Genomic DNA, 26,507 nt, shown 5'->3' on the forward strand with positions numbered 1-26,507 from the left:
ACAAAAGTGGATATTTGGCAGTAAGGCTCCCGGAGCCGTATAATTTTCGGCATGAACAAACTGGAAGCCTTCGGACACGTCGCCGCGCTGGCGATCCGCGGAGACCTTGTGTTTCCCACCAGCGTCAACGCCGCCCTGCGAGTGCAGCTCGCATTGGACGATCCTGACTGTCCGATGGAGGACGCGATCAAGCTGGTGCTGGCCGAGCCGCAACTGGCCGCGCGCACCGTCGCCCTGTCCAATTCCGCCATGTTCAACCGCACCGGCGGGCCGGACGTGACCAATGTGCGCAACGCCATCATGCGGGTTGGCTACCACAACCTCTACGCGCTGGCCGCCGCCATGGTGGTGCGCGCTTTCGGCAGCAAGATTTCCGATCCCGGCCTGCGCGCCAAGGCCGAGCAGCTGTGGCAGCACACCATCCACGTGGCCTGCCTGGCGCGCATCATCGCGCGCGAAGTCACCGGCGTGAATCCCGATACCGCGCTGTTCGCCGCCATCGTGCATGAAGTGGGTGGTTTCTACCTGCTGTCGCGCGCCGACGAATTCCCCGGCCTGCTGGAACCCGATCCGGAAAACTGGCAGACCGCCAGCGAGGAAATCATCAACCGCGAAGTGCTGAAGAAGCTGGGCATCCCGGCCGAGGTGGCGGAAGCCATCGAAAGCCTGCGCGGCGGCATGCTGCAAATCCCGCCGGAGACCCTGCTCGACACCCTGCTGCTGGCGAACCATTTCGCGCCCGTGGCCTCGCCATTGTCCACGCCGGAAGAAGAACAGGCCCCGCACGAAGATTCCGTGCTGGACCTGTTTATCGATGCCGAGAAGCGCGAACAGATGCTGGAAGAAGCGGAGGCCGATGCCTCCGCCATGAATGCCGCGCTGCTGGTTTAATCCAGCGCTTTGGCCGGGCCGAAGAATTCGTAGTACGTCTGCCCTTCCGGCACGCCCAGTTCGCGCAGGCTGCGTTTGACGGCCCGCATGAACGGCACCGGACCCAGGAAGTAGGCGTCGACGTCGCGCGACGCCGGCAACCACTCCCCTAGCTGTTCCTTGCCCAGCAGGCCGACCGCGTCGGCCGCGGGCTGGCCGCTGCGCTGTTCGGCGTAGATATAGTGGCGCTTGAGCTGCGGGTGACGCTTGGCCAGGCCGTCGATGCGTTCGCGGAAGGCATGCACGCCGCCGTGGCGGGCGGCGTGGATGAAGCGGATTTCGCGGCCGGTTGCCAACGCCTGCTCCAGCATCGCCAGCGTGGGCGTGATGCCGACGCCGCCGGAGATCAGCACGATCGGGCGCTCGCCCTGGGCCAGGCTGAAGGCCCCCGATGGCGGGAACAGTTCAATGGTGTCGCCCACTTTCACCTTTCCGTGCAGGTGGTTCGATACCTTGCCGCCCTCTTCGCGCTTGACGCTGACCTGGTAGCTCTGGCCGTTCGGCGCGGCAGACAGCGAGTACTGGCGGCGCTGCTCTTCGCCAGCCACCACCAGGCGCATGCCGATGTACTGGCCGGGCGCGAAGTCCATCACGGCCTGGCCGTCGGCCGGACGGAAGACAAAGGTGGTGATCTCGTCGCTCTCCACGCGCTTTTCAGTGACGAAGAACGGACGCGCGCCAGTCCAGCCGCCGTCGGCCGCTGCGGCGGCCTGGTAGGCCTTGCCCTCGGCGCCGATCAGGATGTCGGCCAGCTGGCCGTAGGCGGCGCCCCAGGCATCCAGCACTTCCTCGGTCGCGGTTTCGGCGCCCAGCACTTCGCGGATCGCCTTCAGCAGGCTGGCGCCCACCATCAGGTAATGCTCCGGCTGGATCTGCAGGGCCACGTGTTTGTTGACGATGGCGCTGGCCAGCGGGCCAAGCGCTTCCAGGCGCTCGATATTCCTGGCGTACATCAGGATGCCGTTGGCCAGGGCGCGCTGCTGCTCGCCGCTGTGCTGGTGGGCCTGGTTGAAGAATGGCTTCACTTGCGGGAAGTCGGTGAACAGGACCTGGTAGAAGTGGCGGGTCAGTGCTTCGCCGCCCTGCTCCAGGATAGGCACGGTGGCGGTGACGATGGCGCGGTGTTCTGCAGACAGCATGGGTACGGCTCCTCAGCGGTTAAACATGCATTCATCATACATGTTTAAGCGAGGCGCCGTCAATAAAGATATATCTCAGATACTCAATTTGTTCAGGCCTGCTTTTTCGGCATTTGCAGGATGACAGGCTGGGCGCCGCCCTTGCCTTTCGGGCCGGGCAGGATATCGGCCAGCGTCATGCCGTCCAGCACGTGCAGGAAGGCTTCGGTCGCCTCGTGCAGCTTGTGCTTCAGCGCGCAGTCGCGCAGGAAGGCGCATTTGCCCGGATCGGATTGGAAGCATTCGGCAACGTGGAAATCCGATTCGCTGTCGCGCACCACTTCGCCGATATTGATTTCCTCGGGCTCGCGGTTCAGGCGCAGGCCGCCATGGCGCCCACGCACCGTCTCCACCAGGCCGCTGGCGCCCAGCTGGTGGATCACCTTGGTCAGGTGGTTTTTCGAGATGTCGTGCAGGTCGGCGATTTCCTGGATGGTCACCAGTTTGTCGCGGTTCATGCCAAGGTACATCAGCGAACGCAGGGTGTAATCAGTAAATGATGTCAGTCGCATAAGCTATGTCACGTAAAGATGCATTCAGAATATTGCTTTAACCCAATCGGTAATGTAGCATTCATTATACATCTTAAGAACGCGAGGTCCGCCATGCGCAGCATCCATCTCCCCACCGAACCAACGCCCACAGGACAACCGCACCCTTTGCTGCGGCTTGGCTTCCGCCCCTTCTACCTGCTGGCGGCGGCGCTGGCGGTGCTGTCGGTGCCGCTGTGGCTGGCCAGCTACAAGGGCATGCTGCCGGCGCTGCCGACCGCCAACATCCTGTGGCATATGCATGAAATGGTGTTCGGCTTTGCCGGCGCGGTGATCATCGGCTTCCTGTTTACGGCGGGCCGCAACTGGACCAACCTGCCGACGCCGGCCGGCGGCCAGCTGGCGGCGCTGGCCGCGCTTTGGCTGGCGGGACGCGCGGCGATGCTGCTGGCGCCGCGCGAAGCGGCCCTGGTAGTCGACGGCGCCTTCCTGCCGCTGTGCGCACTGGCATTCGGCCGCGTGCTGGTGCAGGCACAGAGCAAGCGTAACTACCCAATCCTGGGCATCCTCACCCTGCTCTCGCTCGCCAACCTGCTGTTCCATGCGGCGGCCAACAGCTGGATCGCACTGTCGCCCATGACGCCGGTGCATGGCGCCATCCTGATGGTGACGGTGCTGGAAGGCGTGATCGGCGGCCGTGTGATCCCGATGTTTACCCGTAACGGCGCACCGGGCAGCCAGCCCGTCACCGTGGCCTGGCGCGAGAAGGCCAGCATCGCCCTGCTGCTGGCAACCGCCGTGGCCTGGGTAGCCGGTTTGCCGGGCGTGGTGGTGGCGCCGGTGGCCTTTGCGGCGGCGGCGGTCAACGCCGCGCGCCTGGTTGGCTGGGCGCCGTTTGCCACGCTGCGTGTGCCGCTGCTGTGGATCCTGCACCTGGCCTACGCCTGGATCGTGGCCGGCCTGGTTTTGCTGGGCTTTGCCGCACTGGGCATCGGTTCGGCCAGCAGCGCCTTCCACGCCCTGGCGGTGGGCGGCATGGCGGGCCTGATCCTGGGCATGATCACGCGTACGGCGCTGGGCCACACCGGCCGCATGCTGCGCGCCGGGCGGGCCGAACGGGCCATGTATTTGCTGCTGCAAGCTGGCGCGGTGTCCCGCTTGGGCGCCAATACCGCACCCGGCGCGTGGCGCGACGCCCTGCTCCTGTGTTCGGGCCTGGCCTGGTCGGCAGCGTTCCTGGTCTACCTGTTCGTCTACGCGCCTTACCTGAGCCAGGGGCGCATCGATGGGCGCGCGGGCTAACGTGCGCCGCGCGCCAGCGGGTTCGGGGTCGGCTCGCCGACCTTGTGCAGCACGTTGCGGTCGATGTGGTGGAACGGCTCGTCCTCTTTGCCGCGGATCAGCATGACGGTGTCCTCCTCGTAGCCCCAGGTGCCGTCGTCGTTGATGGTGACCTTGATGTTGTACTCGGTGGTCCGGAAGCCGAATTCCAGGAAAGGGTTGGAGCAGATGCCGTAGGTATCCTGCTCGCGGCGCGCCACCAGCTCGAACGATTTGGCGTCGGCTGCCGCGGTGCCCGATGCCATGGCGATCTGGCCGCGCGGGATGGCCAGGGTCTGGATCACGGTATTGGTGGCGGGCTCCCACAGCCAGTAGCCGACCTGCTCGTGGTAGGTCTTGATATTGTCCGGCTTATTGACGATCAGGACGTAGCGCAGGCCGTAAAACAGCTGCGGGCCGTTGGTCACAGGGTCGATCGGCTGCAGCTCGATGCGCTCGACATAGGCCTGCTTGCGCGCGCCGTCGGCCTTGGGCTTGATGTCCAGGCCGCGCTGGCCCTCCCAGATGCCGGCCATGGGGCCGAGCGGGCCGAGGTTGGCCAGCGTATTGAGGTCGATATTGGAAGGTTCGGTATAGATGTCGTTGCTGTATTCGCTCATGGCCATGCCTGCTTGTTGATCACAGAGCAAACATTGTAACCTCGTCGGCGATCTGCTGCGGCGGCACCGGGCGGCCATACAGGTAGCCCTGCACCTCGTCGCAGCCATGCTGCTGCAGGAAGCTGCACTGCTGCTCCGTTTCCACCCCTTCGGCGATCACGCGCATGTCCAGCTGGTGGGCCAGCGAGATGATGGCGCAGGCGATGGCCTGGTCGTCGGCACTGCCGGCCAGGTCGCGGATGAAGGACTGGTCGATCTTCAGGCGGCTGATCGGGAACGACTTGAGCGCCGCCAGGCTGGAATAGCCGGTGCCGAAGTCGTCGATCGCCAGCGCGATGCCCATCGCTTCCAGTTGGCGCATGCGGGCCACGGACTGCGCGGTGTCGCGCATGATCATGCTTTCCGTGACCTCCAGCTCCAGCCATTGCGGATGCAGGCCGCTGGCCTGCAGCGCCGCGGCGACGCGCTCCACCAGGCGCGGGTCTTCGAACTGGCGTGCCGATACATTGACCGAGACCGCCAGCGGCGGCAAGCCGGCGTCCTGCCAGGCGCGCGCCTGGCGGCAGGCTTCGCGCAGGGCCCATTCGCCGATCTGGATGATCAGGCCATTCTCTTCGGCCAGCGGGATGAACTGGTTGGGCGGAATGTTGCCGCGCTGCGGATGCTGCCAGCGCAGCAAGGCTTCCACGCCGAACATGCGGCCCGACTCCAGGTTGATCTTGGGCTGGTAGACCAGCGACAGCTGGTCCTCTTCCAGCGCCTTGCGCAGGCCTTCGGTCAGCGCCAGCTTTTCCTCCAGCCCGGCGTTCATCTCGTGGGTGTAGAACTGGCAGTTGTTCTTGCCGCTCTCCTTGGCGCGGTACATGGCGGCGTCGGCGTGCATCATCAGCGTGTCGGTATCGCGCCCGTCGCGCGGGTAGACGGCGACGCCGATCGAGCAGCTGACCTGCATCTTCTGCCCTTCCAGCGAAATCGGCTCCACCACCGATTCCAGGATCTTGTTCAGCAGAGGCACCAGCACCTGCGGGTCGTCGTCCAGGTGCGGCAGCACCAGCACGAATTCGTCGCCGCCGAAGCGGCCCACGGTGTCCTCGCGCCGCACGCAGCCCACCATGCGGCCGGCCACCTCCTTCAGCAGTTCATCGCCGGCGTTGTGGCCGAGGGTGTCGTTGACCAGCTTGAAGCTGTCGAGGTCGATGAAGGCCACCAGCACCGATTCGCCATTACGTTCGGCGTGGGCGATCGACTGCTGCAGGCGGTCGCAGATCAGGCTGCGGTTCGGCAGGCCGGTCAGCGTGTCGTGGTGCGCCATGTGGTAGATGCGCTCTTCGGCGCGTTTGCGCTCGCTGATGTCGCGCACGATCGCCACCACGCCGCCCTCCACGCCCACCACCTGCCAATGCAGCCAGTCGGCATGGAACTGCGGCATCAGGTTCGGGCCTTCCTCCTGGTGCACGCCGCCATGCAGGGTGACGTGGGTCAGGCGTTCGAACATGCCGTTGTGGCGCGCCGCCGGCAGCCAGCCGCACAGGGTCTGCGCGCGCAGCTCGCTGCGCCGGGCGCCGGTCAGCTGTTCGGCGCGCGAATTCACGGCGGCGAACTTGAAGTCCACCACCGCGCCATCCTTGTTGCGGATGGCGCGCAGCACGAAGAAGGCGTCCATATTCGACTCGGAGGCGGCGGCGTAGGTTTCCTGCGCACGGCGCACGCGGCGACGCGCCTTGGCGCCCTGCCAGACAAAGCCCCAGGCCATGGAGGCCAGCAGGATCAGCACCGCGCTGGCGACGCCGGCTTCCCATAGCAGCTGGCGGCGCTGCGCCGCGAAGGCGGCCATCTGTTCGGTTTCGCACAGGCCGACCAGGGCGCTCAGGTGCAGGCCGGCCAGCTGGCGCACTGCCGTGTAGCGCCGCACGCTGTCCCAGCCGGCGGTCAGCGGCACGGCGGGCGAGGCCTGCAGCGCGGCCAGGTCCACCCGCTGGCCGAAGGACTGGCGGTCGCCCACGCGCAAGGCGCGCACCACGCCGTCGTCGCCGACCAGTCCCAGCACGCCGCGCTCGCCCAGGCGGCTGCGCTCGTAGCCGCTGGTGAAATAGGCCGGATCGACTTCCACAATCGCCACGCCGGCGAATTCGCCGCGCGCATCTTCCAGGCGGCGCGTGAAGTGCAGGTGCCAGTCCTGGTTGGCCTGGTCGCGCATGGCCTGCGCAATATAGGTGTAGTTGCTGCGCTGCTGCTGGTGGAAGCGGAAGTAGTCCTCATGCGCCACGTTGAGCGCCTGCGCCGGCGGGTTGCTGGCGACGGTGTCGCCATTGGCGTCAACGATGCTGACGATGAACACCAGGCCGGACGGCAGCAGGCCGTGCGCCTGCAGCTCCGGCAGCGCGCCGCGCGCGCCCTGCCGTTCGGCGCTGTACTTCAGCACCTTGAGGGTCTGTTCGATGCCGTTGATGCTGCGCGCCACCTGGGCTTCGTAGGTGGCGGCCAGTTCGCTGGCCGATTCGGCCGCCAGCTCGCGCGCGGCAGCTTCCTCGCTGTCGATGAAATGCAGCGTGGTCGCCCACACCACCGCCAGCAGCACGACGGTGAACACGGGCAGCGAGACTTGCGTCTCCAGGCACATGCGGAGCCAGCGCTTCATCTCAATGCACCACCAGGACAGGGCGCACGCTGGCATCCAGCGCGCTGCGTTCGATATAGCCGATCAGGGTCGGGTTGTCCGCCACCAGCTTGCGCACGGCCAGGCTGTTGGGCAGTTCGCGCGGCGGCTGGCCGCGGCCGGTGAAAATCCTTTTGGTCCAATAGGCCTTCATCAGCGCCGGCGTGCGGTTGGCAACCTTGAGGTAGAACTCGTCGCGCAGCGGGGAGCCGATCGGCAGGTCGAGCGCCACCACTTCGCCGCCGTCGGGGAAGCGGGTGGCCTCGGCCAGGAAGATGTCGGCCACCTGTTCGGCGCGCAAGGCGGTGAGCGGGCTGCGCGCCGACACCACCACCACCAGGTCGGCGGCGGCGGCGGCGCCGGCCAGCAGCACCAGCATCAGACTGAAGAGCAGTTTCCTGATCATGTCGGGCCCCGGTCAGAAAACAAAGTCCAGCGCGGCGCTGAACAGGCCGAAGCTGCGGCCATAGCGGTAGCCCGGCTGCAGGTTTTCCAGCGTGCCGCTGGTGCCCTTGCGCGGACGCACATGGTCGTACTGGAACTTGACGGCCACGTTGCTGCCGGCGTCCCAGCGCAGGCCGGCGCTGACATTGTCCTGCACCGCGATCATGCTGAGCCAGGAGTTCAGTTCCCGGTTCAGGCGCTGGCCGGCCGCCGCATAGGGCGGCGGCAGCGCCGCCAGGTCCAGGCCGTCGACATGGGTCGGGGTGTTGGCGACGACCTTGCTGAAGGTGGCATACGGCGTCAGGCTGCCGAAGCGGTAGCCGCCGCTGATATAGCCGGCGCTCTTGTCGCCCAACAGGGAACGCGCATTGACGCGGCCCGCCTCCGCCATCACAAACCACTGGCCCGGGTCGTAGGAGGCGCCGATGCTCAGCACCGTGGCGCGCTTGCGGTCCGGTTCATAGCGGCGCGCCAGGATTTCTCCCTGCGGGCCGAACTGGCGCAGCGCCGTGAACAGCTGCTCGCCCAGCTTCATCTGCAGGTCGCCTTTCAGGGCCGTGGCGCGCACGGTGAGCGCGCCGATATTGCTGGTGTTGGAGACGCCGGCCAGGTGATGGGCTTCGGCGCGCTGGGTGTCGGACAGGCGCAGCTGGGTGCTGCCGTACAGCACCTGGGTGGTATTTTTCACATCGCCCAGCTTCCAGCGGTAGCTGGCGTCGATGCCGTCGCTATTGCTGATCGGGAGTGCGCCGTACAATTCGATCGGGGTGCGCACCCAGGTCAGGGCGTAGCTGGCCTTGCGGTAATCGCCCGACAGGAACAGCGGCAGCGCGATGCGGCCAAAGCGCAGGCTCAATTCCGGCGACGCCTGGTATTGCACATTGGCCCACTCCACCACCGGCTTCCAGGAATTGGTCAGGTTGCGTTCCGAGACCACCTGCAGCACGGCCGACCAGTGGCCGCCGTTGTAGGCCAGCTGGGTGGCGAGGCGGCTGTCGACGGCAAAGCTCCAGTCGCGCGTGGCGCCGGCCTGGCCCGGGTTCAGCGGGTTGGCGGAAAAATCGGCCTGCTTCTCGCTCGAGTGCACCGCGCTCAGGGTGCCGAAGCCGCCCAACGTCCAGGCGCTGCCCTCGTCGTGGCCCGCCAGCGCGTGCGTCGGCGCCAGCGCCACGCAGGCGGCAACAGCAGTCAGGACAGGCGTTGGATGCAGCTTTGGCATAATGGCACTCTTAGCAAGAAACGTCGGCAATATTCCAGCGACGCTTGCCAGCCAAGGCATGCGGAAGCATTGGAAAATCGGGGAATTCTCACACTTTATAACGGCCTCTTGTAACTGTCGAGAACTTTCCCTAGAGTACTGTTTCTATCTGTTAAGTAATAACCAACGCTTACAAAATATAAAGGAATCAAGGACATGCAGCAGGTCTCGTGCGGCACGCTGGTAATCAACAGTCAGCGCCAAGTGCTGCTGTGCCATGTCACGGGCACCGCCAGCTGGGATATTCCGAAAGGCTTGCTGGACGCCGGCGAGACGCCCCTGCAAGCGGCCCGGCGCGAGCTGCTGGAAGAAGCGGGACTGGACTTTGATGGCGGCCGTTTTGACGACCTGGGCGAATTCAGCTACCGCCCCGACAAGCGGCTGCACCTGTTCAAAGTGGAGGTGGGCGACGCCTTGTGCAGCCTGGACCACCTGCGCTGCACCAGCTTTTTCCCGCACCACCGCACCGGCGAACCAACGCCGGAAGCCGACGGTTTCCGCTGGGCTGCGCGCGAGGAACTGAGTTCACTGTGCTGGCCGCGCATGGCGTCGCGGCTGCTGTCGATCGAATGGTGATCAGGCGCCGCCGGATACGCGCAAGGTGGTGCCGGTAATGTAGCGCGCCGCCGGCGACAGCAGCCACACCGCCGCTTCCGCGATTTCGTCCGGCTGCCCCACGCGCAGCATGGGGATGCGGCCCGCCACGCGGGCCGGCCGGCCCGGGTCGCCCGAGGTGGTGTGGATGTCGGTTTGCGTGGTGCCGGGCGCCACGCCGCAGACGCGGATGCCTTCGGCCGCCACCTCCTTGCCCAGGCCCATGGTGAAGGTATCGACCGCCGCCTTGCTGGCGGCGTAGCCGACATATTCGTTCGGGCTGCCTGCCGTGGCGGCGGTGGAGCTGATATTCACGATCACCCCGCCCTGCCCATGCGCGCGGAAGGCCGCCAGCGCGTGCCGGCTGCACTGCATCAGTCCCAGCACATTGGTGCGGAACACGCGTTCCAGCACGGCCGGGGTGGAATCGCTGAAGGTCCCCAGGCCGCCGGTAATGCCGGCATTGTTGACCAGGCCGGACACCGGCCCCAGTTCACGCTCGACGGTGGCGAACAGGCGCGCGATGTCGCCGTCGCTTGCCACGTCGGCCTGCACCGCCAGCGCGCGCCCGCCGGCCGCCTCGATCTCTGCCACCACCTGGGCCGCGGACTGCGCGTCGCGCTGGTAATTCACCGCCACGCGCCAGCCATCGGCGGCCGCCTGGCGGGCTATTGCGGCGCCAATGCCCCGGCCGGCGCCCGTCACGATCAGTACTTTATCCATGCTGCCTATTCTATTTGATCTGGATCATGGCAACAGCATGGGCGGCGCGCCAGACTGGGAAATCGCCAAGGAGGACACCATGCAACGACTGGAATGGAGTGCGCTGCTCGAAACCGGGGTGGCTGAAATGGACGCGTCCCATCGCCTCCTGCTGCAAGCCATCCATGCCACCATCGACGCCGACGATGGCTCCCTGCCGGGGCGAATCACGGCGCTGCTGGCAGCGCTGGCCGCCGATTTCGCCGAAGAAGAAGCCCTGATGGACCACTTGCACTACCCCACCGACCATGAGCACCGCGCGGCCCACAGCCGGGTACTGGCGGCCCTGCAGCATGCGCTGCCGGTGGCGTGGGCCGACCCACGAGGGGCGCGCGGCCTGCTCGAGCGCCTGCCGCGCTGGTTCGTGGGCCACCTGAGCGCGATGGATTTACCGCTGGCGGTGGCGATCGAGCGCGCCCGCCGTCCGTATAGCGCGCCGCCGGAGGCCAGCCTGCGGCTGCAGCTGGCGCGCCTGCTACAGGAGCAATCTATCTGAGTTGACGATACGTCTCATCGAAATATATAGGCTTCCGGAATGGGTTGGCGCGGCATAAGATGTCTCCATCAACCACACATTCCCTGAAGGAGCCCTACCATGAACCAGCAATCCAACACCGCCGCCCTGCCACTCGCCGCCCGCCTGCTGATGGCAGCGATCTTCGTCATCAGCGGCATCGGCAAGATCGCCGCGCCGGCAGCCACCATCGGCTATATCAGCGCGATGGGCCTGCCCTTCCCTGAACTGGGCCTGGCCGGCGCGATCGGTATCGAAGTCGTCGGCGGCCTGCTGCTGGTGCTCGGCCTGTACACCCGCCCGGTCGCCCTGGCGCTGGCCGCGTTCTCGATCGTGACCGGCATCGTGTTCCATGGCGCGATCGGCGACCAGAACCAGCTGATCCACCTGATGAAGAACTTCGCCATGGCCGGCGGCCTGCTGCAGATCGCTGCCTTCGGCGCCGGTAACCTGAGCCTGGACGCCCGCCGCACGACGGCAGCCGTACGCACCGCCTGAGCGGTTGCCGAAAACCGGCGGGACACTTAGACTGCGACACCACAAGGAGAAATAGTCTGATGTTCCGCCACATCCTCATTCCCAGCGACGGCTCCGCCGCTTCGCAACTGGCAGTCAACGCCGCTTTGCGCATGGCGCGCGAAAGCGGCGCCCGCGTCACTGCCATCCACGTGCTTCCGGAAGAACCGGCCCTGATGGCCAATGTGGCGCCGCAGCCGGCCGAGGACCAGATCCTGCTTGCCATCGCGCGCCAGGCCACCTCCCTCAACGTCAACTGCGCCACGCTCCAGATCCATGCCGAACAGCCGCATGCGGCCATCGTCGCCACCGCACTGCAGCGCAGCTGCGACCTGATCGCCATGGCCTCGCGCGGGCGCAGCGGCCTGGCCAGCCTGATGCTGGGCAGCGTGACGCAGAAAGTGCTCACGCACAGCAAGATCCCGGTCCTGGTGTTCCGCGAAGGCTAGCGGCGCAGGCGCGCGGCCAGGTCGTCGTAGATCGGCACCGCCGCCAGCGCCAGCAGCAAGGCCGCCAGCGGCAAGGTGGCGCCGAAACCGACTGCCTTGAAACCGAAGGCGCCGGACACCGCGCCGATAAAGAATCCCCCCACCAGCGAGGCCAGGATGCGCACGCGCTTCCAGTCGGCCGCCACGCGCGGCACGGCCTGGCCGTCGCGGTTCCAGTAGCAGGCCTTGCCGGCCTCGATCCCGAGGTCGGTGATGATGCCGGTCATGTGGGTGGTGCGGATTTCCGCATTGGAGAGCTTGGTGATGACGGCGTTCTGCAAACCCATCATGAAGCACAGCAGCATCACCGTGGCCGGCAGCACCAGCACGTCGATCGCCTGCAGGCGGGCGCCCAATACGCCAAAGGCCAGCAGCAACACCGCTTCCAGCAGCAGCGGCAGCGCAAATTCGCTGTGCAGCGCGCGGCGGCGGGCGAAGTTGACCATGATGGCGCAGCAGGCCGCGCCGGCCAGGAAGGCCAGCAAGGCGCCGGCGCAGTCGATGGCCGCTTCGATCGCGCCCAGCGCCAGGTCGTCGGCGGCGGCCGACAGGATGCCGGTCATATGGGAAGTGTACTGCCGGACGGCGAGGAAGCCGCCTGCGTTGGCCGCCCCCGCCACGAAAGCGAGGGCGATGCCGAGGTGGCGATTAGCCTGGGCGGCGCGCTGCCGCCCGGTCAGGCGTCTGACATAGTTGATCGGCATTCGTCCCCGGCATGGTCATGGCTCTTACAGATAGGCGCTGACGTCGGGACGGGTAGCCATGGCTTGCTGCACCACTTGCACCACGAACTCGCGGTCGGCGCCGCGCAGTGGCTGGCGCGGGCGGCGTACGATTTCGTTGCCGACGCCGGCCAGTGCTTCCACCAGTTTCAGATTTTGCACCAGCTTGGTCGAAACGTCGAGGTGCAGCAGCGGCATGAACCACTGGTACAGTTTCAGCGCCTCGGCGAAGCGGCCGGCTTTCATCAGGTTGTACAGCGCCACGGTCTCTTTCGGGAACGCCACCACCAGGCCGGCCAGCAGGCCGTCGGCGCCAACCGCCAGGCCTTCGAAGGACAGGTCGTCCACGCCCATGAAGATGGCGTAGCGGTCGCCCACCGCGTTGCGCAGGTCGGTCACGCGGCGGATGTTGTCGGTCGATTCCTTGATCGCTTCCAGTTCTTCGCAGTCCGCCAGTTCCTTGAAGTCGGCCGGGGTCAGGTCGACTTTGTAGGTCACCGGGTTGTTGTACACCATGATCGGCAGCTTGGCGGCCTTGGCGATGGTGCGCAGGTTGGCTTTGGCCTCGAAGGCGTCGGCGGCGTACAGCACGGAAGGCATCACCATGAAGCCGTCCACGCCCAGGTCGCGCGCTTCCTGCACATAGCGTTCGGCGTTGGCGGTGCGGGTTTCGCTGACGTTGGCCAGCACCGGCACGCGGCCGTTGGCAACCTTGACGGCGGTCTTGGCGACGGCCAGCTTCTCTTCAAAGGACAGGGTGCTGGCTTCGCCCAGGGAACCGCAGGTCACCAGGCCGTGGCAGCCGCTGTCGATCATGAAGGAGAAGTGCTTCTCCATTTCCGCGTGGTCCAGTTCCTCGTTGGCGTGGAATTTGGTGGTTACTGCAGGGAAGACGCCTTCCCATTTGATTGCTGGCATTTCAAGTCTCCTTGTGAGGTTCGAGGGTGATGATGGAGCCGGCGCGAGCCGGCGAGATCGGTGTACGCACGGCGTCCGGACGCCATCCATACAGGAAATCGGTTGCGTTGCCGCAGATGCGGCCCTGGCACGGGCCCATGCCGCAGCGGGTGTGCAGCTTGGCGCTGCGCCAGCTGGGGTGTTCGCGCAGCTCGCTGTCGCACACATCTTCGCAGCGGCAGACGATGGTGTCGGGCTGGGCCAGCTTGCGCAGTTCTTCACGCGGTGCGAAGACGCGCGCCAGCCTGGCGGCGAAGCCGCGCCATTTATCGCGTTCGCCGAAGTGGACCTGCGCTTCGCTGGCGCGGCCGCTGGCCGCCAGGCCGGCAATGCGGCCCTCCACCAGCGCCAGGTCGACGCCGCCGACACCGGTGCCTTCGCCTGCGCACAGGATGTTGGCTGCGCTGGTGTGCTGCCATGGGTCGGTCTTGACCGCGCCCTCTTCAATCGCACAGCCAAGTGCGCGCGCCAGTTCGGTATTCGGCAGCAGGCCGTAGCCGCAGGCCAGGTAATCGCAGGCGATGCCGATGCTGGCGCCTTTGCGCTGCACCAGGACCGCGCCCAGGCGCTCTTCGCCGCACGCGGCGCTGACGTAGCTGTCTGCGTAATAGGGGATGCCGCGCAGGGTTGCGCCCAGGCGCAGCGCCTGCAGCGCTTTCGATGGCGTCAGCGCGAGGCCGGCGGCGAAGCCGGCCAGCGCCGGCAAGCCGGCCTGTTCGACGATCGCGGCGATAGTGGCGCCGCGCTCCTTCAGCGTGGCCGCCACGGCCAGCAGCAGCGGGCCGCTGCCGGCCACCACCACGCGCTTGCCTTGCAGCGGATAGCCGCCCTTGGCCAGGGCCTGCAGGCCGCCGGCGCCGGTCACGCCGGGCAGCGTCCAGCCGGGGAACGGCAGCAGCAGCTCGCGCGCGCCGGTCGCCAGGATCAGGCGGTGGTAGCGGATGGTGTGGGCTTGCTGGGCATCCTGCACCAGCAGCTCGCCTGGGCGGGTCTGCATCAGCACGCGGGTGCCGGGCAGGAAGCTGACGTTGTCCGCCTTTTCCAGCGCCTGCCACAGCGCCTGGGCGCGCGGGTCCTTCCATTGGGCCGGGCCGCCGCGCCAGATCTGGCCGCCGGCCAGCGGGTTGTCGTCGATGACGGCGATGCGGCCGCCCTCCGCTGCCGCATGGGCCGCCGCGAGGCCGGCCGGCCCGGCGCCGACGATCACGATATCAAAGTCTTGCGTCATGCCGCGCCTCCCGTCTGCACGTCCATGCCCGGCGCGCACAGCGTCTGGCACGACAGCACATGCGCCCGTCCATTGACGGTAACCCGGCACTCCTGGCAAACACCCATGCCGCACAAAGGCGCGCGCAGCTGCCCGCCAACCGAGCGGCGCGTCACGCCCGCCACGATCGCGATGGCGGCAGCGACGGTCACGCCGGGAGCGACGCTGACGGCGCGGCCGTCGATGGTCAACATCACCGCATCAGCCATAGGCCCTCCCCGCATCAACAAAACGGCTCGGAAGATAAGGCCGCGCGTCAATCCCCGCCTGTCCGCCCGCCATCTGCGCGGCCAGCAGTTGCGCCGTCGCCAGCGACGTCGTAATGCCAAGCCCCTCATGGCCGGTAGCCAGCCACAGGTTGCGGCGCGACGGGGCCGGGCCGATCAAGGGCAAGCCATCCGGCGTCGCCGCCCGCAAGCCAGTCCAGCAGCGCAGCACATTCAAGCCCGCCAGCGCAGGCGTGTACTGCACCGCCCGGCGCAGCATGCGCGCCATCATTTCAGGTTCCGCCGCCAGGTCGGTCGTATCAAACTGGCGCGACGACCCGATCAGCACCTGCCCCGTAGGACGCGGCTGCAAATTGAACGCGACCGACTCCCCATCCGACGCATGGGCGCTCTTCACATAGCCCAGCTCCACCAGCTGATGGCGGATAAAGCCCGGATAGCGGTCGGTGATCATGACATGGCCCTTCTTGGGCCGCAGCGGCAGCCCAGGCGCCAACGCCAGGCACCGCGTACCCGCCGCCAGCACCACCTGCCCTGCCGCCAGGCGCGTTCCGTCAGCCAGCAGCACACCGCCCTCCTCCAGCGCCGCCACCTCGCCGGCCAGCAGCACCGCGCCGCGCGCAACAGCCCGCGCCAGCAGGATGCGGGCGCTCTTGGGCGGATACACCAGCCCATCGCCCGGCACCAGCAGCCCGCCCGCCAGGCCGGGACGCAGTTGCGGCTCCAGGCGATACAGGTCCGGCGCATCCACCACGTCGCACGCCAGCCCGCGTTCGGACATGGTGAGCGCCTTGGCGCGCGCCGCCTCCAGCTCTTCATCATCGGCCGCCACCCACAAGGTGCCGCAGCGGCTGTATTCATGGCGCTGCGGCTGGCCGTCCACCAGTTCCTGCCACAGTTCAAGCGAATGCGCACTGAGCGCCAGCTCGGCCGCGTTGTCGTCCATGGCCACCAGGTGGCCCATGCCGGCCGCCGTCGCGCCGCTGCCGACCGCATCGCGTTCGACCACGGTCACACGCAGGCCGCGCGCCGACAAGGCATCGGCGCAGGCTGCGCCGATAATCCCGGCGCCGACAATCAACACGTCCGGCTTCATGATCAGCGGATGCCCCAGACAAATGGATCGGTAGGATCGAGCACCAGGGTCGAGGTGGCATTGACCCAGGCCTTGCCGCGGATGCTGGGCAGCACGCGCTCGCCGTCGCGGCGGAAGGAGGCTTCGAATACGCTGCCCACAATGCTCTCCTGGCGCCAGACTTCGCCCTCGGCCAGCTTGCCGTCGGCCGCCAGGCAGGCCAGCTTGGCGCTGGTGCCGGTGCCGCAAGGCGAACGGTCGTAGGCATTGCCCGGGCACAGTACGAAATTCTGGCTGTCGCCGGCGCCGCTGCGGGAGTCGGCAAACAGTTCGATATGGTCGATCAGGGCGCCGTTGTCGCCGGTGATGCCCTGCGCTTCCAGCGCATCCTTGATCGCCGTGGTGTAGCTGGACAGCTCGCGCGCATTGCCCAGCTCCAGTCGCTGGCCATGCTCGGACACCAGGAAGAACCAGTTGCCGCCCCAGGCGATATCGCCGCGCACCACGCCGTAGCCCGGCACCTCGACCGGCACGCCGGCCGCCTTGCGCCAGGACGGCACATTGTTCACCGTCACGCTGCCGTCTTCGTGCAGTTGCGCTTCCACCACGCCGACCGGGGTATCGATGCGGTGCACGCCCGCGCTCAAACGGCCCATGAAGGCCAGCGACGCCACCAGGCCGATGGTGCCGTGGCCGCACATGCCGAGGTAGCCGACATTATTGAAAAAGATGACGCCTGCGGCACAATCCGGCGCATGCGGTTCGCACAGCAGCGCGCCCACCAGCACGTCCGAGCCGCGTGGCTCGCACACCACGCCGGAACGGAAGCCGTCATGCTCGTTACGGAAGCGCTCCAGGCGCTCATTCAGGGGGCCGCTGCCCAGATCCGGGCCGCCGTCAACCACCAGGCGGGTGGGTTCGCCGCCGGTGTGGGAATCGATAATGGCTATGGTTTTCATGCTTGCCATCTTAGGCCTTTGCAGGCCCGCCGTCTTGCATCGCCTGCCCGATTATGGTGACGAAATCTGCACAATCGTGTAAAAATGGCGGGATACACTGGGAGAGCAGTATGGCAGCACACACTTTGCATGGCGCGGCACGCGCCGACCTGGCCGCGCGCATCGGCGATGTCTTCTTTTCCGAACCCTTGTTCGACGCCCTGCCGGACGTGGTGTTCTTCATCAAGGACCGCCAGGGGCGCTATGTGGTGGTGAACCAGACCCTGGCCCGGCGCTGCGGCATGAAGGACAAGGCCGGCCTGCTGGGCAAGACCGCCAACGAGGTGTTCGCCGCGCCGCTTGGACAGCGCTTCCAGGCCCAGGACCAGGCGGTGCTGGACGAAGGCGCGCTGATCGAAGACCAGCTGGAGCTGCATTTATATCCCAACCGCGATCCCGGCTGGTGCCTGACCCAGAAGCATCCGCTGCGCGACGCCCACGGCGCCATCATCGGCCTGGCCGGCGTGTCGCGCGACCTGGCCATGGCGGACCACAAGAATCCGGCCTACCACAAGGTGGCCGATGCGGTGCGGCTGATCCACGAGAAGTACGGCGAGCCGCTGACCCTGCCCCAGCTGGCGCGCACGGCGCATATGTCGGTGGCGCAGATCGAACGCTACTTCGAGCGCATCTTCCACCTGACGCCGCGCCAGATGATCATCAAGACCCGGCTCGAAGCCGCCTCACGCATGCTGGCCGGCAGCGGCAGCGTGGCCGACATCGCACAAGCCTGCGGCTACGCCGACCACAGCGCCTTCACCCGCCAGTTCCGCGCCACCGTCGGCGTCACCCCGAGCGAATACCGCGCCCTGCTGCGCGACGGTTAGCGCCGGCAGTGACATTTCGTGCAATTTGCGGGCTTGTGTATTGGTAAACTCTGGGCTATGAAAAGCTATCTGCTACCCCTCCTCGCCGCGTGCAGTTTTTCCCCATCCGCCCTGGCCGAAACGTTGCTGTTCACTGGGCAGGTGCAGTCCATCACCATACAGCCTTCAGGCGTAGGCCTTTGCGCTCCGCCTTGCGGTTGGCCGGAAAAGGCGCCCAAGAATGGCATTCAGACGGTCTGCATCACCAATCAGGGCGCTTGCCAGAACGCTTCGATCAAAGTCTTGACCGACCATCTTGGCCGCAGCGATGGCCAGGTCAAGGAGTTCGGTTCACGAACCGGCGAATGGGGCGGCTATAAATTCCCGCTGAAGGCGGAGCCAATTCTGGTCATTGCCCGCGATGGTGCCTCAACTTGGCTTCCGCTGATTGAACGCGATGGAATTACTTACGTTGAGGAGCAAGAGGGACAGCGCCCTCTCAACGAATTCATTCGCGACTTCCTTCAGGCCACCCCGTTGCGGCCGAATTCGCGGTAAGCCGGGCGTTCGAGCAGGCGTTCGATGTAGGCTGCGATGGCGGGATAATCCGGGCGCTCGATCGGGGTCTCCAGCCAGCGGTTCAGCGACAGGCCAAGCACCACGTCAGCCAGCGTGAACTCGGCGCCAGCCGCATACGGGCCATGCGCGGCAAGGTGGCGGTCGAGGATGCCGACATTGCGGTTCCAAGCCGCAGCGCTGGCGGCGATCTGCGCCGGGTCCGCAAAGGCCGGGCTGCGGCGCACCAGCGCCATGAAGGCGTAGCGCCAGGCGTTATTCAAGTCGGTCGCCTGCCAATCCATCCACTGCTCGACGCGGGCACGCGCCTGCGGCTCGGCCGGCAACAGGTCGCTGCGGCCTGCCTTGCCGCAAAGGTAGCGGCAGATACTGTTCGACTCCCACAGCACGAATTCGCCATCCAGCAGCACCGGCACCATCGCGTTGGGATTCAGCGCCAGGAATTCCGGTACGCTGGTCGCGCGGTAGCCATCACCCCAGTCCTCGCGCTCATAAGGCAGGCCGACTTCGGCAAGCGTCCATAGAACCTTGCGTACATTGATCGAGGTAGGTTTCCCAAGCAGCTTCAGCATGACGCTCCCATGAATGTTTAACCGGAAGACCGATTCTAATGAAACTGAGATTTTCCTGCCCGCCGCCGAACCCGCTCCGCGGGCGCGTCTACGCAGTCTAAAAGACAAATCGACGGGTCTAAAGCGATCTAATTTGGCAAAGCAAAAAGTCTAAGGAATCTAAAAGTTTCCTCGCGGGCGCTATTTCGGTCTAAAAAATTGTCGCAGGTGGCGTTTCTGGACATGTTTAGAGCGAAAGCGAGCTATTTAGATCAGTTTAGACAGGGCGGGAGAAAAATCCCCCCCGCCCCCTGAACCTCATAGTCCAAGCTGGGCGAGGATGTCTTCTTTCAGCTGCTGCAAGTCCGGGCTGGAGAGCTTGCGCGGGTGGGCGTGGTCGACCTTGAAGCTGGCCTGGATGCGGGTCGGGCGTGGCGACAGCACCAGGATGCGGTCGGCCAGGTAGATCGCCTCTTCCACATCGTGCGTGATCAGCAACACGGTGTGGCGCTCCTCGGCCAGCACGCGCAGCAGCTCGTTGCGCATCTTGAGGTTCATCAGCGCGTCGAGCGCGGAGAACGGCTCGTCCATGTAGAGGATTTCAGGCTTGACCACCAGGGCGCGCGCGATCTCGGCGCGCTTCAGCATGCCGCCGGAAAGTTCGTGCGGGTAGGCGTTCTCGAAGCCCTTCAGCCCCACCATATCGGCGTAATGGTCGGCCAGCGCCGCTTTGTCGCCATGCTGGTCGCCATTCAGGCCAAACATCAGGTTCTGCTGCACCGTCAGCCACGGGAACACGGAGCCGTGCTGCGAGATCACGATGCCTTTCGGGCTTGGCCTGGTCATCGTCTGGCCGTCGATCTTCACCGAGCCCTCGTCCGGATGTTCAAAGCCGGCCACGATCTTCATCAGGGTCGACTTGCCGCAGCCGGAGGGGCCGACAATCGCCACGAACTCGCCGTCGGCGACGGAAAAATCCACGCCATCTACCACCGGCAGCGCGTTGAAGTTCTTCTTGATCCGGTTGACGGAAATCTTAGCGTCCATAGCGCCACCTTACGACTTTGAGTTTTTCCAGCAGGCGCATGATGCCGTCCAGCGCCAGTCCAATCAGGCCGATGATGATCATGCCCGCGATCACCAGGTCGTAGCGGTTGCCCGCATTGCGCGAGTCGATGATCAGGTAGCCCAGGCCGGAGCGCAAGGCGATCATTTCGGCCGCCACCACCACCAGCCAGGCCACGCCCAGCGAGATGCGCATGCCGACGATAATCTCCGGCAGCACCGCCGGCACGATCACCTGGCGGAACAGCCTGGCGCGCGACACGCCAAAATTCTCCGCTGCGCGCAGGTAGCGCTTTTCGATGGTGTGCACGCCGGCGGCGGTCTGCACGATCATCGGGAACACGGAAGCGATAAAAATCAGGAACACCGGCGAGGCATTGCCCACGCCGAACCACAGGATCGCGACCGGAATCCAGGCGATCGGTGAAATCGGGCGCAGGATCTGGAACACCGGGTTAAGGGTGCGGAATGCCCCCTCCACGCGGCCCATCCAAAGGCCCAGCGGCACGGCGACCACAATCGCCAGCGAAAAGCCCATGCCGACGCGCATCAGCGAAGCGCCGATGTGCTCCCACAAGCTGCCGTCCTCCACCAGCTCCATGGTGCCCGTCACCACCTGTGCCGGGGTCGGGAAAATCAGGCTTTCCGTCGCAACGACGACGTACCACCAGACGGCAATAATCGCCAGCAGCACCGCCAGCGGCGGCCAAATCTTGTTCAATCTCTCCATGGGGCTTTGCGGATAAGGGATTGCAGGCGCCATTGCAAGCGCTGCCAGCCAGCTTGCGGCGTGGCTTGCACCACGACCGTCATCTGGCCGCTGGCGTGCGCGGTACAGGCGAAGGGATGTTCACCCGCCTGCTCGAACGGCAGGCGGAAGTCCTGGCCCGGCATGATCAGCACGGGACCAAAAATCTGCGGCACGCTGTCGCTGTTGCGCAGCAGGAGCACGTCGTTCACGCCCAGCACCAGGGTGATGGTGTCGGGCAGGATCTCGGCCTTGTCGCCAGCCATGCGGCGCTCCCAGGTGCCTTTGGGGATCTCAAACAGCGCATCGCGCGAGGCCGGACGGATCGGGGCGAAGGCGGCCCAGGCGGCCGCGCAGGCAATGGCCAGCAGCAGCGCTGCGGCGGCGGCAAACAGCTTGCGGCTCATTTGCCGGTGTTCTCGTTGGCCAGCACGGTCACGTCATGCACGATGTCGTCGGCCGGGCGGCCGAAAGGCATCAGTGCGCGCAGCTTGCCTTGCGGGTCGATGAAATACAGGTAGGAGGAATGGCCCATCGTGTATTCGGTCTTGCTGCCTTCGACCATCTTCTTCGTCGCGCTGATGCCGTAAGCCTTGCGGATCGCGGCCAGCTGCTCTTCGCTGCCGGTCAGGCCGACGAAGCTGGCATCAAACTGCTCGAGGTAGGCTTTGAGCTTGGGCGCGGTGTCGCGCTGCGGGTCGACGGTGATGAAGACCACTTGCAGCTTGTCGCGCAGGGGCCCAAGCTTTTCGCGCGCCTGCTTCAGCAGCGCCAGCGAAACCGGGCAGACGTCGGCGCAGCTGGTGTAGCCGAATTCCAGCACCACGACTTTGCCGCGCAATTTATCCAGCGCGAAGTCCTTGCCGTCGGCGGCTTTCTGGGCAATTTGCGGCGCCATGCGCGGCGGGTCGAATGTGCCGGACTTGAGCTTGCCCGCCGCAGCGGCGTGCCCCGCCGCCGTCGCCGCAGCGAGGGCCAGCACAAACATCAAACGTCGAATCATAGGTTGATACTCACCGGCTTAATGGCTTTGACAAAGCTCTCGTCGACATACTGTTCGAAGGCCACCGGGCGCTTGAGCGTGCCGGCTTCGATGGAGAGGTTCATCAGCTCATCGAATTCGGCGCGGATCATGCGCAGGTCGCCGTAGGTAACGCGGTCGGCCGGGTTATCCATCACGAACTGGATCACTTTAGGATCCTGGTTGAAGTATTTGCGCGTGGCGGCGATCTTGGCGGCCTTGGCGCGGTTGGCCGGCGTGGCGTCCAGCCAGTTGCCGGCGGCCTGCACATGGTTGACCAGGTCCTGCACCAGCGGGCGGTTGGACTTGATCAGCTCTTCACGCACCGTCAGCACACAGCAGATATAGTTGCGCCACTCGTCGCGCGTCATCGACAGCGGACGGGCATAACCGGCTTTCTGGGCGGCGGCGCCGAACGGCTCGCCGGTGCAGTAGGCATCCACCGCATTGGCATACAGCGCGGCCGGCATATCGGGCGGCGCCATCTCGATGATCTGCACATCCTTCGGCGACATTTTTTCGCGCGCCAGCATTTTGCGCAGGAACAGGAAGTCGACCGCGAAACGGCTCGGGATGGCGATGCGCTTGCCGCGCAGGTCCGAGAAGCGCTTATAGGCCGAATCGGTGCGCACCATGATGACGGCGCCGGACCGGTGGCCCAGCGACACCACCTTGAGCGGGATCTTCTTGTCGGTCAGGTCCATCACCAGCGGCGCCAGCATATAGGCGGCCTGGATACGGCCCGTCATCAGCGATTCCTTGATCTCCGGCCAGCCGCTGTACTTGGAGAATTCGAAAGCGCCGTTGCGCGCGCTGCAGGCAATCGGCAAGGTCAGGTTGCAGGTGACCGGCAGGCCGCCCACGACCAGCGGATCGGCCGCCCGCGCCATCGACGGCACCAGTGCGGCGGCGCCCATGGCGCCCACAGTACCCAGCAGCTGGCGGCGGCGGCGGAAATGTTCAAGTTCATTTGACATTTAAATATTCTATCATGTAGTAATCCTACAAAAAAACCTGAGGCTATTACGCCACAATGCGCGCCGGAAATGACGACACGCACATGACATTTTGCGTCCAGATTTGGACAAACAGGAGGTTCTGTTCAATCTGGGACGTTTTACCCCGGTTTTAAAGGCTTTCGACTAAATCCCTAAGGTTTTTCGAATTTATCCGCCTCCCGCGCTGCCCCATACTGCCGCCAATTAAAACAGCAAGGGGAACCTCCACCATGACTTTCGCACTTCGCAAACTGGCGCTGGCCGCCGCCTTGGCCGCCATCGGCGCCGCCCAGGCATCCACCGCCGACCACCATGAATTCGAAGCCACGCTGCACGCGCCTTACCGCGCCGCCGCCGGCGCCAACGAAGCCCGCAGCTTCACGCTCGAATTCAGCTTCCCAAACGTGGCGCAGCAGCAGGCCGTGAGCTGGGTGCTGGAAGTGGTGGCGCCGAACGGCACCGCCGTCGAACGCTGGACCGGGGTCGAGCGCCTGCACGGCAAGCCAGTCAGCGTCACGGTCGACTGGCACGGCCGCAACCGCCGCAACGCCCTGCAGCCGGGCATTTACAAGGTGCGCCTGCGCGCCATTTCGGAGGAATCGAAACGCGGCCTGGCCGCCAGCGCCGATGCGGTGCTTTCCCGCCTGGCCGCCTACGACGGCGAAGTGCATGAACAGGAATGGGACATTGCCATCGGCGACAGCCAGTCCAAGGCCGCGGGCCGCGTCAAGGCGGCAGCCGCACCGGCGCCGGCCACCCTGCCCTACACCGTCTACTTCGGCAACCTGCACAGCCAGACCAACCACAGCGACGGCGGCGGCGACCTGGCCAGCTGCAGCGGCGCGCAAGCGCCGCAATCGGCCGCCTACGGCCCGACCGACGCCTTCGGCTACGCCAAGGGCCGTGGCCTGGACTTCCTGATGGCGTCGGAACATAACCATATGTACGACGGCTCGGACGCCACCAATACCTCGGCCAGCCCGGCCACCGCCAAGGCGCTGTACCAGTCCGGCCTGTCCGAGGCGGCCAACTTCAATAGCGCCAATCCCGGCTTCCTGGCGATCTACGGCCTGGAATGGGGCGTCATCAACAACGGCGGCCACCTGAACATCCTGAACGCCAACGAGCTGATGGGCTGGGAAAGCAACGCGTCCAGCCAGCTGCTGGCCGATACGCTGACCGTCAAGAACGACTACGCCGCCCTGTACACCCTGATGCGCCAGCGCGGCTGGCTGGGCCAGTTCAACCATCCTTCGACCTCCGGCCAGTTCCTGGTCAACTCGGTACCGCTGGCCTACACCGCCGACGGCGACGAAGCGATGGCGCTGTGCGAAGTGATGAACACTTCGGCCTTCTCCACCAACACCACCGAAACCGAAACTGGCCGCAGCAACTATGAAGCCGCCTGCAAAAAGGCGCTGGAAGCCGGCTACCACGTGGCCTTCAGCACCAACCAGGACAACCACTGCGCCAACTGGGGCGCTTCCTACACCAACCGCACCGGTGTGCTGATCCCGAACGGCACGGCTTTGAGCAGCACCAGCTTTATGGACGCGATCCGCGCCCGCCGCGTCTTCGCGACCATGGACAAGACCTCGCAGCTGGTGCTGACCGCCAACGGCCATATGATGGGCGAACGTTTCACCAACAGTGGCCCGTTGAACCTGGTGGCAAATTTCAGCAGCACCAGCGGCAAGACCGTGTCGACCGTGGAGATCTTCGAAGGCGTCCCGGGCCGCAACGGCACCGTGACCCTGCTCTCCAGCAGCGCCAATACCACCACCACGCCTGCCGACGGCGCCCACTTCTACTACGCCAAGGTGACCCAGAACGACGGCAACATCCTGTGGTCGGCGCCGGTCTGGGTCACGCAGGAAGCAGGCGGCGGCGCCGATACCGTGGCGCCGGCAGTCAGCGCATCCAGCAGCGGCAGCAGCGGCACCATCACTTTCAGCGCCAACGCCAGCGACAACGTCGGCGTGACCAAGGTCGAGTTTTATGTGGACGGTGTGCTGAAAGGCACGGACACCAGCGCGCCGTGGTCCTACGCCTTCAACTCCAGCGGCACCGCCAACGGCAGCCACGCGCTGACCGCCAAGGCCTTCGACGCTGCCGGCAACAGCACCGTGTCGGCGCCGCTGAACTTCAGCGTCAGCAACGTCATCGCGCAGCAGCTGCTGCTGAACAACGGCTTCGAATCCGGTAGCACCAGCTGGAGCGCCAGCAGCGGCGTGATCACCAACGACAGCTCGGTGGCGGCCCGCACCGGCAGCTGGAAAGCGTGGATGAACGGCTACGGCAGCGCCCACACCGACACGCTGTACCAGCAAGTCAGCATCCCGGCCGGTGTCGCCAGCGCCACCCTTGGTTTCTGGCTGAAGATCGTCTCCGACGAAACCACTACCAGCCAGGCATACGACACGCTGAAGGTGCAGGTGCGCAGCAGCAGCGGCGCGGTATTGGCCACGCTGGCGACCTACTCCAACCTGAACAAGGGTTCGAGCTTTGTGCAGCGTACCTTCGACCTGAGCGCCTACAAGGGCCAGACCGTGCGCGTCTACTTTGAAGGCATCGAGGGTTCGGCTGTCGCCACGTCCTTCATCGTGGACGACGTCACCGTCAACGTGCAATAACTAGTTGCGAATCTCGCGCAAGCCCTTGCCCAGCTTGCGCCGCAACAGCGTCTGCAAGGTCACGCCGTCGCGATACCCCACCTGCTCGGCGATGCGGTCGATATTCTGGCCGCTGGCCTTCAGCAGGTGGACGGCGCGTTCGATGCGCAAATCCTGCACATGGTTGACCGGGGTCTTGCCCAGCACCTCCTGTAAGCGGCGCGCCAGCGTGCGCTTGCTGGTGGCCAGCGCCGCCGCCGCGGCTTCCAGGCTGAAGCCTTGCGCCAGGTGCTGCCTTACCCAGCGGTCGAAAGCCGCCACCAGCGGGTCGGCATGCGCCAGGTGGTCGGAAATCACATAGGCCGATTGCGCCGGCCGCGTATCCACCACCAGATAGCGCGCCACCATGGCCGCCAGCTCCGGGCTGGCCTGGCGGATCAGGCTGAGCGACATATCCAGGTGGCTCAGCGCCGCCCCCGCCGTCACGAACTGGCCCGACGCCACCACCATGCGCTGCGCATCCAGCCGCACCTGCGGGTAGCGCTGGCGGAACATCGGCGTCAGCCACCGCGTCGTCGTCGCCTCCTCCCCATCCAGCAAACCGCTTTCCGCCAGCACGAAGGTGCCGATGCAGGCGGCGGCGATCCGCACGCCCTGCCCGGCCCAGCTGCGCAGCACATCCGCCGCATCGGCGATTTCCGGCGTGGCCAGCGCGGCTTCCAGCGGCGCCGGCATCTTGTGGCCGATGGCGGGCAGGATCACCAGGTCCGGCACCGGCGCCTGCGCCAGCGGCACCACCGGCACCTGCATGCCCTGGGCGCTGCGCACCGTGGGCCGCACGCCGGCCAGCGTCACCCGGAATGACGGCTGCGGCGTCTCCAGCATGGGCGCCAGCTCGTTGGCGGTGGTGAAGGCATCCAGCACGGCAGCCAGGCCGGTATCGAACACGCTGTCGAGTGCGAGCACGGTGATATTCATGGCGCGATCGATATAAAAGATGTCAATCGCGCCAGTGTCGCAGGCCGACGGCGCTCTGTAACGTGCCTCCATCGCAGTTTCGCGATGTATCCAACAAGGAGATAGCCATGTTGACCTCCTCCCCGCCCTTGGCCT

At 65.8% G+C, this 26,507-nt stretch carries 28 protein-coding genes and 1 pseudogene; 9 read left to right on the forward strand and 20 right to left on the reverse strand.

Going from position 1 to position 26,507, the window contains the following annotated elements; all coding sequences use genetic code 11:
* The first annotated feature begins 51 nt into the window (after positions 1-51).
* On the forward strand, positions 52-891 hold the full coding sequence (locus AAHE99_RS23710; RefSeq protein WP_342119984.1) for an HDOD domain-containing protein: 840 nt from the start codon (positions 52-54) through the stop codon (positions 889-891).
* Here the strand turns inward: AAHE99_RS23710 and hmpA are convergent.
* Positions 888-2,069 (reverse strand): NO-inducible flavohemoprotein, encoded by a 1,182-nt coding sequence (hmpA, locus tag AAHE99_RS23715; protein ID WP_342119986.1) that lies wholly within the window; start codon positions 2,067-2,069, stop codon positions 888-890. The genes AAHE99_RS23710 and hmpA overlap by 4 nt on opposite strands.
* A gap of 92 nt (positions 2,070-2,161) precedes the next feature.
* Entirely contained in the window at positions 2,162-2,620 is a 459-nt protein-coding gene (locus AAHE99_RS23720; protein WP_342119989.1) for an RrF2 family transcriptional regulator, read from the reverse strand.
* 93 nt (positions 2,621-2,713) lie between these two features.
* Here AAHE99_RS23720 and AAHE99_RS23725 point away from each other — a divergent pair, with 93 nt between their 5' ends.
* Positions 2,714-3,901 carry an NnrS family protein gene (locus AAHE99_RS23725; RefSeq protein WP_342119991.1) on the forward strand — a complete coding sequence of 396 codons (1,188 nt, stop codon included), beginning with the start codon at positions 2,714-2,716 and terminating at the stop codon, positions 3,899-3,901.
* Here AAHE99_RS23725 and AAHE99_RS23730 read toward each other — a convergent pair.
* From AAHE99_RS23730 to AAHE99_RS23745, 4 genes are read right to left on the reverse strand one after another with little or no spacing between them, the layout of a single operon-like run.
* Complete coding sequence (locus AAHE99_RS23730; RefSeq protein ID WP_342119993.1) at positions 3,898-4,539, reverse strand: FABP family protein; 642 nt, start codon at positions 4,537-4,539, stop codon at positions 3,898-3,900. The genes AAHE99_RS23725 and AAHE99_RS23730 overlap by 4 nt on opposite strands.
* A gap of 19 nt (positions 4,540-4,558) precedes the next feature.
* Positions 4,559-7,177: a bifunctional diguanylate cyclase/phosphodiesterase gene (locus tag AAHE99_RS23735; RefSeq protein ID WP_342119994.1), complete on the reverse strand. Its 2,619-nt coding sequence runs from the start codon at positions 7,175-7,177 to the stop codon at positions 4,559-4,561.
* A gap of 1 nt (position 7,178) precedes the next feature.
* Complete coding sequence (locus tag AAHE99_RS23740) at positions 7,179-7,601, reverse strand: phosphate ABC transporter substrate-binding protein (protein WP_342119996.1); 423 nt, start codon at positions 7,599-7,601, stop codon at positions 7,179-7,181.
* A 12-nt stretch (positions 7,602-7,613) separates the two neighbouring features.
* Positions 7,614-8,858, reverse strand: coding sequence for a porin (locus tag AAHE99_RS23745; RefSeq protein WP_342119999.1), 1,245 nt, complete (start codon positions 8,856-8,858; stop codon positions 7,614-7,616).
* Positions 8,859-9,053: 195 nt separating this feature from the next.
* Between AAHE99_RS23745 and AAHE99_RS23750 the strand changes: the two genes are divergently transcribed.
* A complete protein-coding gene (locus AAHE99_RS23750; protein ID WP_342120001.1) occupies positions 9,054-9,473 on the forward strand; it encodes an NUDIX hydrolase in 420 nt (139 codons plus the stop codon).
* On the opposite strand, the gene AAHE99_RS23755 is transcribed toward AAHE99_RS23750, so the two are convergent.
* Positions 9,474-10,214, reverse strand: coding sequence for an SDR family oxidoreductase (locus tag AAHE99_RS23755; protein WP_342120004.1), 741 nt, complete (start codon positions 10,212-10,214; stop codon positions 9,474-9,476).
* 79 nt (positions 10,215-10,293) lie between these two features.
* Here AAHE99_RS23755 and AAHE99_RS23760 point away from each other — a divergent pair, with 79 nt between their 5' ends.
* From AAHE99_RS23760 to AAHE99_RS23770, 3 genes are all read left to right on the forward strand, one after another.
* Positions 10,294-10,749: a hemerythrin domain-containing protein gene (locus tag AAHE99_RS23760; protein WP_342120007.1), complete on the forward strand. Its 456-nt coding sequence runs from the start codon at positions 10,294-10,296 to the stop codon at positions 10,747-10,749.
* A 99-nt stretch (positions 10,750-10,848) separates the two neighbouring features.
* Positions 10,849-11,265: a DoxX family protein gene (locus AAHE99_RS23765; protein WP_342120009.1), complete on the forward strand. Its 417-nt coding sequence runs from the start codon at positions 10,849-10,851 to the stop codon at positions 11,263-11,265.
* Between the two features lie 59 nt (positions 11,266-11,324).
* Entirely contained in the window at positions 11,325-11,732 is a 408-nt protein-coding gene (locus AAHE99_RS23770) for a universal stress protein (protein ID WP_342120011.1), read from the forward strand.
* On the opposite strand, the pseudogene AAHE99_RS23775 reads toward AAHE99_RS23770, so the two are convergent.
* The 6 genes and pseudogenes from AAHE99_RS23775 to AAHE99_RS23800 all read right to left on the reverse strand — a co-directional run.
* A pseudogene (locus AAHE99_RS23775) lies at positions 11,732-12,475 on the reverse strand (YoaK family protein); the annotation flags it as partial. The gene AAHE99_RS23770 and the pseudogene AAHE99_RS23775 sit on opposite strands and share 1 nt — an antisense overlap.
* Positions 12,476-12,499: 24 nt before the next feature.
* Complete coding sequence (locus tag AAHE99_RS23780) at positions 12,500-13,411, reverse strand: dihydrodipicolinate synthase family protein (protein WP_342120015.1); 912 nt, start codon at positions 13,409-13,411, stop codon at positions 12,500-12,502.
* A gap of 1 nt (position 13,412) precedes the next feature.
* Complete coding sequence (locus AAHE99_RS23785) at positions 13,413-14,678, reverse strand: FAD/NAD(P)-binding oxidoreductase (RefSeq protein ID WP_342120017.1); 1,266 nt, start codon at positions 14,676-14,678, stop codon at positions 13,413-13,415.
* Positions 14,675-14,926 (reverse strand): 2Fe-2S iron-sulfur cluster-binding protein, encoded by a 252-nt coding sequence (locus tag AAHE99_RS23790; RefSeq protein ID WP_342120019.1) that lies wholly within the window; start codon positions 14,924-14,926, stop codon positions 14,675-14,677. The genes AAHE99_RS23785 and AAHE99_RS23790 overlap by 4 nt, the downstream gene beginning before the upstream one ends.
* Complete coding sequence (locus AAHE99_RS23795) at positions 14,919-16,040, reverse strand: NAD(P)/FAD-dependent oxidoreductase (RefSeq protein WP_342120022.1); 1,122 nt, start codon at positions 16,038-16,040, stop codon at positions 14,919-14,921. The genes AAHE99_RS23790 and AAHE99_RS23795 overlap by 8 nt, the downstream gene beginning before the upstream one ends.
* A 2-nt stretch (positions 16,041-16,042) precedes the next feature.
* Positions 16,043-16,987: a 4-hydroxyproline epimerase gene (locus tag AAHE99_RS23800; RefSeq protein ID WP_342120023.1), complete on the reverse strand. Its 945-nt coding sequence runs from the start codon at positions 16,985-16,987 to the stop codon at positions 16,043-16,045.
* A gap of 101 nt (positions 16,988-17,088) precedes the next feature.
* Between AAHE99_RS23800 and AAHE99_RS23805 the strand changes: the two genes are divergently transcribed.
* Both AAHE99_RS23805 and AAHE99_RS23810 read left to right on the forward strand, forming a co-directional pair.
* Positions 17,089-17,844, forward strand: a complete 756-nt coding sequence (locus tag AAHE99_RS23805; RefSeq protein ID WP_342120025.1) for a helix-turn-helix transcriptional regulator — start codon at positions 17,089-17,091, stop codon at positions 17,842-17,844.
* A 57-nt stretch (positions 17,845-17,901) separates the two neighbouring features.
* Complete coding sequence (locus tag AAHE99_RS23810; protein ID WP_342120027.1) at positions 17,902-18,381, forward strand: hypothetical protein; 480 nt, start codon at positions 17,902-17,904, stop codon at positions 18,379-18,381.
* Here AAHE99_RS23810 and AAHE99_RS23815 read toward each other — a convergent pair.
* From AAHE99_RS23815 to AAHE99_RS23840, 6 genes are all read right to left on the reverse strand, one after another.
* The gene (locus tag AAHE99_RS23815; RefSeq protein ID WP_342120030.1) at positions 18,348-18,971 is read right to left on the reverse strand and encodes a glutathione S-transferase family protein; all 624 of its coding nucleotides are present in this window, start codon (positions 18,969-18,971) and stop codon (positions 18,348-18,350) included. The two genes, AAHE99_RS23810 and AAHE99_RS23815, sit on opposite strands and share 34 nt — an antisense overlap.
* A 297-nt stretch (positions 18,972-19,268) precedes the next feature.
* A complete protein-coding gene (locus tag AAHE99_RS23820; protein ID WP_342120032.1) occupies positions 19,269-19,997 on the reverse strand; it encodes an ABC transporter ATP-binding protein in 729 nt (242 codons plus the stop codon).
* Positions 19,987-20,745 (reverse strand): ABC transporter permease, encoded by a 759-nt coding sequence (locus tag AAHE99_RS23825; RefSeq protein WP_342120035.1) that lies wholly within the window; start codon positions 20,743-20,745, stop codon positions 19,987-19,989. Before AAHE99_RS23825 ends, AAHE99_RS23820 begins: the two co-directional genes overlap by 11 nt.
* Entirely contained in the window at positions 20,733-21,170 is a 438-nt protein-coding gene (locus AAHE99_RS23830; protein WP_342120039.1) for a cupredoxin domain-containing protein, read from the reverse strand. Before AAHE99_RS23830 ends, AAHE99_RS23825 begins: the two co-directional genes overlap by 13 nt.
* Positions 21,167-21,766, reverse strand: coding sequence for an SCO family protein (locus AAHE99_RS23835; RefSeq protein WP_342120042.1), 600 nt, complete (start codon positions 21,764-21,766; stop codon positions 21,167-21,169). The genes AAHE99_RS23830 and AAHE99_RS23835 overlap by 4 nt, the downstream gene beginning before the upstream one ends.
* Positions 21,763-22,761 carry an ABC transporter substrate-binding protein gene (locus tag AAHE99_RS23840; RefSeq protein WP_342120045.1) on the reverse strand — a complete coding sequence of 333 codons (999 nt, stop codon included), beginning with the start codon at positions 22,759-22,761 and terminating at the stop codon, positions 21,763-21,765. The genes AAHE99_RS23835 and AAHE99_RS23840 overlap by 4 nt, the downstream gene beginning before the upstream one ends.
* A 251-nt stretch (positions 22,762-23,012) precedes the next feature.
* Between AAHE99_RS23840 and AAHE99_RS23845 the strand changes: the two genes are divergently transcribed.
* Positions 23,013-25,415 carry a CehA/McbA family metallohydrolase gene (locus AAHE99_RS23845; RefSeq protein ID WP_342120047.1) on the forward strand — a complete coding sequence of 801 codons (2,403 nt, stop codon included), beginning with the start codon at positions 23,013-23,015 and terminating at the stop codon, positions 25,413-25,415.
* Here the strand turns inward: AAHE99_RS23845 and AAHE99_RS23850 are convergent, their stop codons facing one another.
* On the reverse strand, positions 25,416-26,372 hold the full coding sequence (locus AAHE99_RS23850) for a GlxA family transcriptional regulator (RefSeq protein WP_342120050.1): 957 nt from the start codon (positions 26,370-26,372) through the stop codon (positions 25,416-25,418).
* Positions 26,373-26,507 lie beyond the last annotated feature (135 nt).

It is taken from the genome of Pseudoduganella sp. OTU4001 (genome assembly GCF_038440195.1).
Taxonomy (GTDB): domain Bacteria; phylum Pseudomonadota; class Gammaproteobacteria; order Burkholderiales; family Burkholderiaceae_D; genus Rugamonas.